Genomic DNA, 12,554 nt, shown 5'->3' with positions numbered 1-12,554 from the left:
CACCCGCGGTGCCCTCCGCGCCGGTCGCCGGCGACATCACCCCTGAAGGAGCCGCGCCCCCGACCGCCGCCTGAGCCGCCCACGGTCCGCACGGCCCCGCACGGCCCGCCCCGGAGGCGGACACGCACCCTGCGGGGGTTAGTGCTGTCCTGAACTCCGGCGGCATGGAAGCATGGGGCCATGGAAGGCGACAAGGACATCATCGCGCTGCTGAACGACCAGCTCACCGCGGAGCTCACGGCCATCAACCAGTACTTCCTGCACTCCAAGATGCAGGAGAACTGGGGATTCCTGCGGATGGCGAAGCACACCCGCGACGAGTCGTTCGACGAGATGCGGCACGCCGAGCGGCTCACCAACCGGATCCTGTTCCTGGAGGGGCTGCCGAACTACCAGAAGCTCGGCACGCTGCGGATCGGGCAGACGGTCATCGAGCAGCTCAAGGCCGACCTGGAGATCGAGATGGAGGCCGTCGCCCGGCTGCGCCCCGGCATCGAGCTGATGCGCTCGCGCGGTGACGTCACGTCCGCGCGGCTCTTCGAGGAGATCCTCGCCGACGAGGAGGAGCACATCGACTACCTGGAGACCGAGCTGAGCCTCGTCCAGGCCCTCGGCGAGCAGAACTACCTGCAGCGCCTCACCGACTCGCCCGCCGAGAGCGGCCCCAGCGCCTACTGAGCCGCTACGGCGCCTCCGGCTCCGCGGGCTCCGGCGCCGGGCCGGTCCTGCGGCGCAGCACGAACGGCTGGACGATGCCGAGGCCGCGGACCGGGCGCCGCACGATCCGCGTCACCTGGTACGCCGGGTCGTTCTCCAGTTGCGCGGCCAGCTCGCTGTCGATCACGACGGAGCCGGGCCGGGCCAGCGAGGTGAGCCGGGCGGCGAGGTTGACCGTCGTCCCGAACACGTCCCCCATCAGCGGCAGGACGGGGCCGTGGGCGACGCCGACCCGCACGTCCGGGACCTCGGTCTCGTCCTGGATGGCCGCCGCCACGGTCAGCGCTATCTCCGCGCCGACCTCCGGAGACTCCGCGCTGAACAGCACCTCGTCGCCGAGCGTCTTCACCAGCCGGCCCCCGCAGGAGGCGACGATGTCGGCGGCGGTCTCCTCGAACCACTCCACCACCCGGGCCAGCTCGATCTCCTCCAGCTCCCGGCTGACCTGCGTGAACGACACCATGTCGGCGAAGCCGACGGTGGTCATCGGGCGGCCCGCCGGGTCGCCGTTGTCGCGGGTGGCGGCCGCGGCGAGGGCGCGCGTCCCGGCCGCGGCGAGCTGGCGCCGCCAGGCGTGCACGACCAGCGGCTCGAACTCGCCGATGTGCTTCTCCGCGATGTCCACGACCGTGTCGACCGCCTCGGCGGACGGGATGTCGTGCGGGTCCGGGGTGAGCATGCTGCGCAGCAGGCTGACCTGCCACTCCGCGAGCCGCGTCATCGTCTGCCCGTAGGCCCGGACGAGGCGTATCACGCCGTCCTCGTCGAGGATCCCGTCGTCGACGAGCTTGCGGAGCCGGTCCAGCGCCGCGACGTCGCCCTCGGTGTAGGCGACCGTCTCGTCCGGCATGGACGGGTAGCCGAACGCCCGCCAGATCCGGCCGGCGAAGTCCCGGGACACCCCGGCCCGCCGGACGGCCTGGACGCGGTTGTACCGCAGCTCACCGCCGAGCAGGAGCTCCTCGATCTCCTTCGGATCGGGCAATCCGGCCGCCATTCTCCGCCCCTCAGTCCGCCGGTGCCCAGGGCCGGGGCGGCGGCGTCATGACTCGGTACCAGGACATATCGTCGCAGATCAGCAATCGGATCAACGCCCGGACCGGGAATCCTCGTTCCCCGTTCACCGGACGTGCACCACGTCTCCGGCGCTGATCGCGTTCTCCCCGGCCGCCCCCTCGACCACCAGGCGGCCCGTCCCGTCCACGTCCCGCGCCGTCCCGGTCAGCCGCCGACCCCCGGGCATCTCCACCCTGACCTCGCGCCCGAGCGTCGTGCACAGGTCCCGGTAGGCGGTACGCAGCCCGCTCGTCTCCGGATCACCGTCCAGCGCCGTCCACTCCCGGTACCAGGTCGCGAACTCGCGCAGGATCGCGCGCAGCAGCGGCGCCCGGTCGCTCAGCGGCGCGCCCTCGATCGCCAGGGACGTCGCCGTCGGCACCGGCAGCTCGTCCTCCCGCAGCCCGACGTTCAGCCCGACGCCGATCACGATGCCGTCCTCGACCTTCTCGACGAGGATCCCGGCGAGCTTCCGGTCGCCGACGAGGACGTCGTTCGGCCATTTGAGCCGGGCGTCGACGGCCGTGTCCTCCCGGTCGCCGAGGAACCGGTCCCCCGTCTGCGACCAGGCGGTCATCCTCCGGACCGCCGCGGCGACGGCGACGCCCGTCAGCAACGGCGCCCACCCGAGCCGCTGCACCGGCACCCGCGGCCGCATCAGCATCGAGAAGGCGAGCCCGGAGCGCGGCGGCGCCGCCCACGTCCGGCCCTGCCGGCCCCGTCCCGCCGTCTGCAGCTCGGTGGCCAGCACGGTCCCCTCGGGGGCGCCCTCCGCCGCCCGCGCCGCGAGGTCGGCGTTGGTGGAGCCGGTCTCGTCCACGACCCGGATCTCCCGCCACAGCCCGCCGTCGCGGACGAGCGCCCGCTGCAGCGCCCCCTCGTGCAGCGGCGGCCGTCCGAGATCTCCATACGCTGAGTCCACACACCCATCCAACCCCACCGCGACACTGATCTTGGGGCCGCCCGTCCGGGAAGCCGCCCGACGGTCGTTAGGGTGCGCCTATGGATGGTGTGACGCTGCGGCGCGACGGGAACGTCGCGGAGATCGTGCTGGACCGGCCCGAGGCCCTCAACGCCCTGTCGACCGCGATGGCGAGGCGCCTCGCCGGAGTCTGCGCGGAGGTCTCGTCGGACGCGGCCGTCCGCGCGGTCGTGCTGAGCGCGGCGGGCGAGAAGGCGTTCTGCGTCGGCGCGGACCTGAAGGAGCGCAACGCGATGACCGACGACGAGATCCTCGCGCAGCGCCCGGTCTTCCGCGCCGCGTTCGGCGGCGTCCTGAACCTCCCGCAGCCGGTGATCGCGGCCGTGCACGGCTACGCGCTCGGCGGCGGCTGCGAGTTCGCCCTGTCCGCGGACCTGATCGTCGCGGACGAGACCGCCGTGTTCGGCCTGCCCGAGGTGAGCGTCGGCCTGGTCCCGGGCGGCGGCGGCACCCAGCTCGCGCTCCGCCGCCTCGGCCCCGGCAAGGCCGCCGACCTGGTCTTCACCGGCCGCCGCCTCGGCATCGACGAGGCCCTCGCCTTCGGCCTGGCCGACCGCAAGGTCCCGGCCGGCGCGGCCCGCGACGAGGCGCTCGCCCTCGCCGCCGTGATCGCGCGGAACTCCCCGATCGCCGTCCGCGCCGCCAAGCGCGCCCTCCGCCAGGGCGCCGGCGTCAGCCTGGACGCCGGCCTCGACCTGGAGGAGAACGCCTGGCGCACCGCCGCCTTCTCCGCCGACCGCCGGGAGGGCATCGCCGCCTTCAACGACAAGCGCAAGCCCGACTGGGGGGCCTGAGCTCGCACCGCGTCGCCGGCCGGTCAAGATCCACCGCCGGCACGGGTACGACCTGGACGCGATCCCGGGACCGCGCTCCGGCGGCGGAGAGCCCGGGTCAGTACCAGCGCTGGCCGTCGCTGCCGGTGGCCTCCCACTGGATCACCGGCGCGCCGTTGTCAGTGCTGCTGCCGCCGACCGCCATGTACTTGCCGGTCCGCACGTTCTGGATGAGGCCCGTGGACGGGTCGATGACCCAGCGCTGGGAGTCGGAGTCGAGTTCTTCCCACTGGACGACGGGGATGCCGTTATCGGGGTTCCCGCTGCCGATCGCCAGGCATTTCCCGCTGGCGACGTTGACGATTTTCCGGTCGGCATTGAGATACCACAACTGGCCGTTGCTGCCGGTGTATTCCCACTGGATCGCGGCGGCGCCGTTCGCGGTGCTGCTGTTGCCGATCGCCAGGTACTTGTCGCTGTTCCAGTTGCGGATGCGGTAGTGGCCGGGCGCCGGACCGGCCGCCGCCAGGGCCGCGGAGACCGCCGAAGGAGTCGCAGGGCGCCGGTCCATTCGTCCCCCATGCCTTTAAGCCGTCGTCTTGGGTGACGGTCGCACGGAAGAACGGCGCCTGTCAAGATCGCCACAGAAAACGGCGACTGCTTGACTTTCCGTTCCGGGCGATGCTCTGATCATGCTGGTTTCGTCCGCGCGGATCGGCGATTGGAGCCCTCGTGACACTGAGCCGCCGTCATATGCTCAAGGCCGGAATAGCGGGCGGCGCGGCCGTGCTCGGAGGGTTCGCCACGGCGGGGCCGGCGTGGGCCGCCTATCCCCACACCCCGGAGCTCAACCCGTATCCGGGCGGCGAGGACGGTGCGGTACTCGCACTGCGCCGGGCCCTGGACGACGCCGCGAACGGCATCTGCGGGCTCGCCGGGCGCGACGCCGAGGGCCGCGTCATCGTCCGCGCCAAGCCGGGACACCGATACACCCTGCGGGCCAACCTCGTCGTCCCCGGCAACACCTGGCTCGACGCCACGGACGCCCGCTTCATCGCGAACTTCGCCTCCACGGGGACGTCCCACACCATGGTGCTCAACCATGTCCCCAGCGCGACGACGGGCGGCTACTCGGCGCCGGGGAACATCAAGATCACGGGCGGCTCGTGGGACCCGACCTGGTACTACCTCCAGGGCGTGACCGGCGGCGACTTCGACACCGCCGCGCCGGCCCCCGCGATGAACGTCATCACGATGGAGCACACGTCCAATGTCGAACTGGACGGCATCACCATCTACAACGTGAAGTGGTGGCATGCGATCGAGTTGAACGCCGTGCGCACCGCGACCGTGCAGAACTGCAACCTCTACGGGTGGGTCGCGGCTCCCGACGTGGGCCTCTGGCACGGAGAGGCGGTTCAGCTCGACCTCGCCGGCAGCGGCAATACCTGGGCCGGCGCGAAGGACAACACCCCCTGCACGGACATCCACGTCACGGGCAACAATTGCGGCCCGTCGGGTTCCAAGCCGGGCTGGGGTGCGCTGATCGGTTCGCATACCGCCGTCCCCAATGTGCGCCATTCCCATGTGCTGATCGAGAACAACACGGTGACCGGCTCGCGATGGGACGCGATCACTCCGTTCAACACCGAGCAGCTCACCATTCGCAACAATACGATCACCGACTGCCATGGCGGTGTTTACGTGCGGGGCGCGAACTCCGGCGTGAATCCGCTCACCACCGTGGAGATCACCGGCAACACGGTCGGGCCGCTCAGCGGGGCGGGAAGGTGGGGTGTCGGCGTCACCGCCTATACGCAGGACGCGCCCATCAACGACATCCTGGTGGCCGGGAACACCGCCCCCTCCTTCACCTACATCAATCCCCAGTGGCTGACCTTCCGGCAGCCTCCGCAGACCTGAGGCCGCCGGAAGGCCGCCGCTCAGCCGGTGTTCTGGAGGCCGGCGGCCACGCCGTTCACGGAGAGCAGGAGCAGGTCCTCCAGGTGGGTTCGCTCCTCTTCGTTCTCCACGCCCGCGCGGAGCGCCTTCAGGGCTCGCAACTGCAGGTGGGAGAGCGCGTCCACGTACGGGTTGCGGAGTTCGACCGCTCGGGAGAGGACCCGGCGGTTCTCCAGGAGGCGCTCGTGGCCCGTCACCGCCAGGACGAGGCGGCGGGTGCGGTCGTACTCGGCCAGGACCGTCTCGGAGAGCTCCGGGCGCTCGCCCAGCGCCAGGTACCGCTCAGCGATCGCCCGGTCGGACTTGGCGAGGCTCATCTCGGCGTTGTCGAGCAGGGTGTTGAACAGCGGCCACGCCTCGTACGCCTCGCGGAGCTCGGCCAGGTCGCGGCCGTCGTCGGAGACGGCCGCGAGGCCGCTGCCCATGCCGTACCAGCCGGGGAGGTTGACGCGCGTCTGCGTCCAGGCGAACACCCAGGGGATGGCCCGCAGGTCCTCCAGGCCGCGGGCGGCCTTGCGGCGGGCGGGACGGGAGCCGATCCGCAGCTCGGAGATCTCCTCCAGCGGGCTGACCCGGGCGAACCAGACGGCGAAGTCCTCGGTCTCGATCAGCCCGCGGAACGCCGCCTTCGCCGCGTCGCCGATCTTGTCGGCGAGGGGTCGGAAGCGGGCGGCGGCCTCCCGGGCGCGGTCCTGGACCGGGTCGGTCGAGGCGAGCAGGACGGCGCTGGTGACCTGCTCGACGTGCCGGCGCGCGATCTCCCGGTGGCCGTAGCGGGCGAAGATGACCTCGCCCTGCTCGGTGACCTTGAAGCGGCCCGCGACCGAGCCGGGCGCCTGGGCGAGGATGGCGCGGTTGGCGGGGCCGCCGCCGCGGCCGAGGGAGCCGCCGCGGCCGTGGAACAGCGTCAGCTTGATGTCGTGGCGGGCCGCCCACGCGGCGAGGGCCTCCTGCGTGTCGTACAGGCGCAGGGTCGCGCTCGTCGGGCCGAGCTGCTTGGCGGAGTCGCTGTAGCCGAGCATGACCTCCATCCGGCGGCCGGTCTCGTCCAGGCGGCGCCGCACGGCGGGGATCTCCAGCATCCCGTCCAGGACGGCGGGGGCGTGCTCCAGGTCCTCGCCGGTCTCGAACAGCGGGATCACGTCCAGCACGGGCGCGCCGTCGCCGAGGGACGCGGCGAGGGCGTGCACGTTCGCCATGTCCTCGGCGGAGCGGGTGAAGGAGACGATGTAGCGGTGGCAGGCGCGGACGCCGAACCGCCCCTGGATCCAGGCCACCACCCGGAGCGTTTCGAGGATCTCCTCGGTCATCTCCGAGCGCGGGCCGCCCGCGCGGACCTCCTCGATGGCCTTCTCGTGCAGCTCGGAGTGCTGGCGGATCTCCAGCTCGGCGAGGTGGAAGCCGAACGTCTCGACCTGCCAGATCAGCTGCTGGACGCGGCCGTAGGCCTGCCGGGCGGCGCCCGCCGCGGCGAGGGAGTCCTGGACGGTGCGCAGGTCGGCGAGCAGCTCGTCCGGGGACGCGTAGGCCAGGTCGGCGTCGCGCTCGCGGGTCGCGGCGATGCGGGCGGCGGCGTACAGCAGCAGCTGGCGGTGCGGCTCGCCGGGCGAGCGCTTGGCGATCTCGCCGATCAGCCGCGGGTGCGCGGTGCGGGCGGCGGCGACGGCGTTCAGCAGGGCCGGCGCGGCGGGCGTGGTGATCTCGTGGACGGTCAGCTCGCGGCCGATCCGCGCGCACGCCGCCTCCAGGGCGCGCAGCACGTGCTCCGCCTGGATCATGACGGCGTCCCGGGTGACCTGCGCGGTCACGTAGGGGTTGCCGTCGCGGTCGCCGCCGATCCAGCTGCCGAACCGCAGGTACGGGCGGGCCTTCGGCGGACGGGTCCCGGTGTCCGCGCCGTCGAGCGCGCGGTCCAGCGACCGGTAGATGTGCGGGACGACCCGGAAGATCGTCTCGTCGAACGCGGCCATCGCCGTGCGGACCTCGTCCAGCGGGTCGAGCTGGGTGTGCCGGCGCAGCGCCGTCCGCCACAGCAGGTCGATCTCCTCGCGGAGGCTGCGCTCGGTCTCCTCCCGCTCGGACGCGCCGGGCGCCTCGTTCAGGTGCGTGAGCAGGTCGCTGATCCGCTGGATCGCGGTGACGACGGCGCGGCGGCGGGCCTCGGTCGGGTGCGCGGTGAAGACGGGCCGGAACTCCAGGCCCTCGATGATCTGGTCGAGGCGGCCGTCGCCGGACGCCTCGATCTGCTCGATCGCGGCGGCGACGGAGCCGGGGACGGTGTCGCCGGTGTCGCGCTCCCGCAGCGTCCGGATGCGGTGGTGCTCCTCGGCGAGGTTCGTCAGGTGGAAGTAGACGGTGAACGCGCGGGCGACCTGGCCGGCGCGCTCCAGCGTCCAGCCGTCGACGAGGGCGGCGACCTCTTCGATCCCCGTCTCGCCGCGGCGGGCCGCGATCACCGCGTGGCGGAGCCGCTCCACGTCGTCCAGCAGCTCTTTGCCGCCGTACTCCACGAGCCCGTCGCCGAGCATGGCGCCCAGCAGCCGGACGTCGCGGCGCAGTGGTTCGGGCATGTCCTGCCGAAAGGTGTCTCGCGTCTTCATAGCCACCCGACAAGCCTAACGAGCGGGCTACGGACGGGACTCGTCCCGGTCACCGGCACCCGGCCGCATGCGCGGAATCAGCGTGCGGTTACCCTGACCGGCATGGCGATGGAAGCCCCTGAACCGCCCGTGGACTTCGACATCCACACCACGGCGGGAAAGATTGCGGACCTGGAGCGGCGCCGGTACGAGGCGGTGAACGCCGGTTCGGCGCGCGCCGTCGAGAAGCAGCACGCCAAGGGCAAGATGACGGCCCGGGAGCGGATCGACGCACTGCTCGACCCCGGCTCGTTCGTCGAGTTCGACGAGATGGCGCGGCACCGCTCGACCAACTTCGGGATGGAGAAGAACCGGCCCTACGGCGACGGCGTCGTCACCGGGTACGGCACGGTGGACGGGCGTCCGGTCGCGATCTTCAGCCAGGACTTCACCGTCTCCGGCGGCTCCCTCGGCGAGGTGTTCGGCGAGAAGATCGTCAAGGTCATGGACCACGCGATCAAGACCGGCTGCCCGGTGATCGGCATCAACGACTCCGGCGGCGCGCGGATCCAGGAGGGCGTGGTCGCGCTCGGCCTGTACGCGGAGATCTTCAAGCGGAACGTGCACGCCTCCGGCGTGATCCCGCAGATCTCGCTGGTCATGGGGCCGTGCGCGGGCGGCGCGGTGTACTCGCCGGCGATCACCGACTTCATCGTCATGGTGGACCAGACGTCCCACATGTTCATCACCGGGCCGGACGTGATCAAGACGGTCACCGGCGAAGAGGTGACGATGGAGGAGCTGGGCGGCGCGCACTCGCACAACTCCAAGTCCGGTGTGGCCCACTACCAGGGGTCGGACGAGGACGACGCGATCGAGTACGTCAAGGCGCTGCTGTCCTACCTGCCGTCCAACAACCTGTCGGACGCGCCCGCGTTCGAGGTGCCGGTCGACGTGACCGAGCTGGACGAGGAGCTCGACACCCTCATCCCCGACTCGCCGAACCAGCCGTACGACATGCACACCGCGATCGAGCGGGTGCTGGACGACGGCGAGTTCCTGGAGGTCCAGGAGCAGTTCGCGCCCAACATCATCATCGGGTTCGGGCGGGTCGAGGGGCACTCGGTCGGCATCGTCGCGAACCAGCCGATGCAGTTCGCCGGGACGCTCGACATCGACGCCTCCGAGAAGGCCGCCCGGTTCGTGCGGACCTGCGACGCGTTCAACATCCCGGTGCTGACGTTCGTGGACGTCCCCGGCTTCCTCCCCGGCACCGACCAGGAGTGGAACGGCATCATCCGGCGCGGCGCGAAGCTGCTGTTCGCCTACGCCGAGGCCACCGTCCCGCTCGTCACGATCATCACGCGGAAGGCGTACGGCGGCGCCTACGACGTCATGGGGTCCAAGCACCTCGGCGCCGACATCAACCTGGCGTGGCCGACCGCGCAGATCGCGGTGATGGGCGCGCAGGGCGCGGTGAACATCCTGTACCGGCGCGACCTCGCCGCCGCGGACGACCCGGACACCCGCCGCGCCGAGCTGATCACCGAGTACGAGGACACGCTCGCCAACCCCTACGTCGCGGCCGAACGCGGCTACATCGACAACGTGATCAAGCCGTCGGAGACGCGCGGGCAGGTCGTCCGGGCACTGCGGGCGCTGCGCGAGAAGCGCACGACGCTGCCGCCGAAGAAGCATGGGAACATCCCACTGTGATGCGGACACGCCCGGAAGGTCAGGTTTCGTGAGCGCCGAGCAGAAGCCGTTCCTGCAGATCGTCCGGGGCGACCCGGGCCCGGCCGAGATCGCGGCGCTGGTCGCCGTGCTCACCGCCCGCGCCCGGGCCGCCGCCGCGGCCCGCGACGGCGGCGCACCGGCGCGTCCGTCCCGGTGGGCGGACCGTTCCCGGCTCGTCCGCAACACGTTCGCGGGCGACCTCGGACCGCGCGGACCGGGCGCCTGGCGGGCCAGCGGGCTGCCCCGCTGACCCCGCCCGCCCGGCCGCGGGCCCGCGGTCGCGCGGGCCTCCGCCGGGCCGTCAGAAGCGACATGTAACCGTGGTTCGAGCCCAGCAGGGGCCTTCGCACGAATAAGGTGGAAGGCCATGGCCACCTCGGAGTACGTTGCCCAGCCCGCGCGATACGCGATCTTCGTCGACGCGGGGTACCTCTACGCGGCCTCCGGTGCGCTGCTGCTCGGCTGCGGATCCCGGCGCGAGTACCGCGTCGCCGCGGAGAAGCTAATCAAGGCTCTGACCGACCACGCCGACGAGCAGCGGCGCGGCGAACTGCTGCGGGTGTACTGGTTCGACGCGGCGCCGAAGAAGCAGCCCACGGTCGACCAGCGCGTGATCGCCAACCTGCCGCTGGTGAAGCTGCGGCTCGGCAACCTGAACGCGCAGGGGCAGCAGAAGGGCGTGGACGCGCAGCTGCGCGCCGACCTGGAGGCCCTCGCCCGGCACCGCGCGATCACCGACGCGGTGCTGCTGGCCGGCGACGAGGACATGCTGCCGGCGGTCGAGGCCGCGCAGCGCTACGGCGTCCGCGTGCACCTGTGGGGCGTCGAGCCGACGCACGGCTCCAACCAGGCCGAGTGGCTGGTGTGGGAGTCCGACACCGTCGAGGTGCTGCCCGCCGAGTTCCTGCGCCCGTACTTCACCAAGGCCAAGGTGCTGCCGGTGCCCGCGCCGGGCAGCGCCGCCGCCATCAAGGACGCCGCGGCCGCCGCGCAGCGCGCCAACCCCGTCCCGTCGCCGTCGCAGGTGTTCGCGGGCAAGCCGCCGGCGGTCAAGCCGGTGCCCGCCGCCGTCCGCCCCGGCGTCCCGGTGACCGGCGCCGTGACGCCCGCCACGGTGGCCGCGTCGCTGAACAACACCGCGCAGGCCGACGGCAAGCTCGGCCCGGACCGCGACCACATGCTGGAGATAGGCGAGCACGTCGCGCAGAAGTGGATCTTCGAGCGGGGCCGGGACAACATCCGCGACCTGCTGCCCGGCCCGATCCTGCCGCCGGTCATCGACAAGGAACTGCTGATCGAGGCCGAGAAGGAGCTGGGCTCCTCGCTGCGCCCCTACCAGGAGGCCCGCACCTGGCTGCGGGACGGCTTCTGGGAGCGCGTCTACCGCGAGTTCGGCATCGGCATCGGCAAGTCCGACTGACCGTCGCCTCCGCCGCCGGGGTGCCGGTCCGCGAACACGTTTGGCGATTGTCCGGGCACTGCGCGTCGTCTCTCGGTAAGGTCCCCGCCGTGATGGGGGGTGACCGTGCGTGGGATCTGATGAGCGGCGTCCACTGCCCGCCGCGATGCTGTCCGCCTCGGCCCTCGTGCTGAGCTGCGGTGTCCTGTCCGGGTGCGAGTCGCCCGTCGCGTTCCACCGGCCCGGGAAGAGGTCGCCGGACGATCCGGTGGTGGGGCTGGGCGCGCCCGCCCCGTACCTGAGCCCGCGGCCGGGTGCGGCGGTGAAGGACCCGCCCGCCGCCCCGCCGGTCGCACCGGCCGGCGGGCGCGTCTACGCCGCCACCGGCCCGGGGATGATCGCGCCGAACGCGCGCGGGATGCCGCCGCGGATCTACGTCGCCAACGGCCGGGTCATCGACGTCGTCGACCCCGGCACGGCCCGGGTCGCGGCGCGGTTCCGCGCCGGAGCGTCCGCGTCGCGGGTGGTCCCGTCCTGGGACCTGCGGCGGCTGTGGGCGGCCGACGGCGCGCACGGCCTGCTCGTCCCGGTCGGGCCCCGCAGCGGGCGGCGCGGGCGTCCGGTCGGGGTCACCGGCCCCGCCGGGCTCTACTTCACGCCGGACGGGCGGGACGCGCTGGTGCCGGCGCGGGCGCCGCGGCGCATCGACGTCCGGAACCCGCGCACGATGAAGCTGCGCGCGTCGGTGCCGATGCCGTGCTCGGCGGGCCACGCCGACTTCTCGGCCGGGGGCGCGTCCCTGGTGGCGACGTGCGCGGCCGCCGGGGCACTGGCCCGCGTCGACCTGGCCGGCCGCCGCCTCTCGGGGACGATCCGGCTGCCGGACGGGGCGCGGCCCGGCGACCTGCGGCTCTCCCCCAGCGGCACCGTGTTCTACGTCGCGGACGCGGCCAAGGGCGGCGTGTGGCTGGTCGACGCCCGCGCGTTCACGCTGCTCGGCTTCGTGCCGACCGCGCCCGGCGCCCGCGGCCTCGCCATCAGCCGGGACGCGCGGCGGCTGTTCGTCGTGGGCGGCGGCAGCCTCACCGCCGTCGACTTCCGGACGCGGCGCGTCGTGTCCCGCTGGCCGCTGCCCGCCGACCGTTCCGTCCCGGGCGGGGTGTCGTCGGACGGGACGGCCCTCTGGCTCGCCGACCGGGCCGGGCTCGTCTACGCGGTCTCCACCCGCACGGGCCGCGTCGTCCGGAGGGTCTGGGTGGGCGGCCGCCCGACGGCCCTATGCGTCCACCCGCAACCGGGCCGCTACTCCCTCGGCGGCACCTGCCTCTACCGCTGACCCGCCCGCCCCA

The 12,554-nt window shown here is 72.7% G+C and carries 11 protein-coding genes; 7 read left to right on the top strand and 4 right to left on the bottom strand.

Features of this window, described 5'->3' with window-relative positions:
* Positions 1-180: 180 nt before the first annotated feature.
* Positions 181-678, top strand: coding sequence for a bacterioferritin (gene bfr, locus E1284_RS18200; protein ID WP_131940414.1), 498 nt, complete (start codon positions 181-183; stop codon positions 676-678).
* Between the two features lie 4 nt (positions 679-682).
* Here the strand turns inward: bfr and E1284_RS18195 are convergent, their stop codons facing one another.
* Positions 683-1,714, bottom strand: coding sequence for an adenylate/guanylate cyclase domain-containing protein (locus tag E1284_RS18195; RefSeq protein WP_131940412.1), 1,032 nt, complete (start codon positions 1,712-1,714; stop codon positions 683-685).
* A gap of 123 nt (positions 1,715-1,837) precedes the next feature.
* A complete protein-coding gene (locus E1284_RS18190) occupies positions 1,838-2,695 on the bottom strand; it encodes a biotin--[acetyl-CoA-carboxylase] ligase (RefSeq protein ID WP_131940410.1) in 858 nt (285 codons plus the stop codon).
* An 80-nt stretch (positions 2,696-2,775) separates the two neighbouring features.
* Between E1284_RS18190 and E1284_RS18185 the strand changes: the two genes are divergently transcribed.
* Positions 2,776-3,549, top strand: coding sequence for an enoyl-CoA hydratase/isomerase family protein (locus E1284_RS18185; protein WP_131940408.1), 774 nt, complete (start codon positions 2,776-2,778; stop codon positions 3,547-3,549).
* A 97-nt stretch (positions 3,550-3,646) separates the two neighbouring features.
* On the opposite strand, the gene E1284_RS18180 is transcribed toward E1284_RS18185, so the two are convergent.
* Positions 3,647-4,099: an RICIN domain-containing protein gene (locus E1284_RS18180; RefSeq protein ID WP_131940406.1), complete on the bottom strand. Its 453-nt coding sequence runs from the start codon at positions 4,097-4,099 to the stop codon at positions 3,647-3,649.
* A 182-nt stretch (positions 4,100-4,281) separates the two neighbouring features.
* On the opposite strand from E1284_RS18180, the gene E1284_RS18175 reads away from it, so the two are divergent.
* Complete coding sequence (locus E1284_RS18175; protein ID WP_131940404.1) at positions 4,282-5,451, top strand: right-handed parallel beta-helix repeat-containing protein; 1,170 nt, start codon at positions 4,282-4,284, stop codon at positions 5,449-5,451.
* 20 nt (positions 5,452-5,471) lie between these two features.
* On the opposite strand, the gene E1284_RS18170 is transcribed toward E1284_RS18175, so the two are convergent.
* Entirely contained in the window at positions 5,472-8,060 is a 2,589-nt protein-coding gene (locus E1284_RS18170) for a phosphoenolpyruvate carboxylase (protein WP_243714565.1), read from the bottom strand.
* A gap of 132 nt (positions 8,061-8,192) precedes the next feature.
* Between E1284_RS18170 and E1284_RS18165 the strand changes: the two genes are divergently transcribed.
* The 4 genes from E1284_RS18165 to E1284_RS18150 all read left to right on the top strand — a co-directional run bounded on the left by E1284_RS18165 (position 8,193) and on the right by E1284_RS18150 (position 12,541).
* The gene (locus tag E1284_RS18165; RefSeq protein WP_207923825.1) at positions 8,193-9,785 is read left to right on the top strand and encodes an acyl-CoA carboxylase subunit beta; all 1,593 of its coding nucleotides are present in this window, start codon (positions 8,193-8,195) and stop codon (positions 9,783-9,785) included.
* A gap of 28 nt (positions 9,786-9,813) precedes the next feature.
* Positions 9,814-10,056 (top strand): acyl-CoA carboxylase subunit epsilon, encoded by a 243-nt coding sequence (locus E1284_RS18160; RefSeq protein WP_243714564.1) that lies wholly within the window; start codon positions 9,814-9,816, stop codon positions 10,054-10,056.
* Between the two features lie 117 nt (positions 10,057-10,173).
* The gene (locus tag E1284_RS18155) at positions 10,174-11,226 is read left to right on the top strand and encodes an NYN domain-containing protein (protein WP_131940400.1); all 1,053 of its coding nucleotides are present in this window, start codon (positions 10,174-10,176) and stop codon (positions 11,224-11,226) included.
* 109 nt (positions 11,227-11,335) lie between these two features.
* Positions 11,336-12,541: a YncE family protein gene (locus E1284_RS18150; RefSeq protein WP_131940398.1), complete on the top strand. Its 1,206-nt coding sequence runs from the start codon at positions 11,336-11,338 to the stop codon at positions 12,539-12,541.
* The last annotated feature ends 13 nt before the right edge of the window (positions 12,542-12,554 follow it).

The organism is Actinomadura bangladeshensis, from assembly GCF_004348335.1.
GTDB classification, from domain to species: domain Bacteria; phylum Actinomycetota; class Actinomycetes; order Streptosporangiales; family Streptosporangiaceae; genus Spirillospora; species Spirillospora bangladeshensis.
The sequence above is the reverse complement of the archived record's forward strand: the minus strand, read 5'-3'. Positions and strand labels throughout refer to the sequence as shown.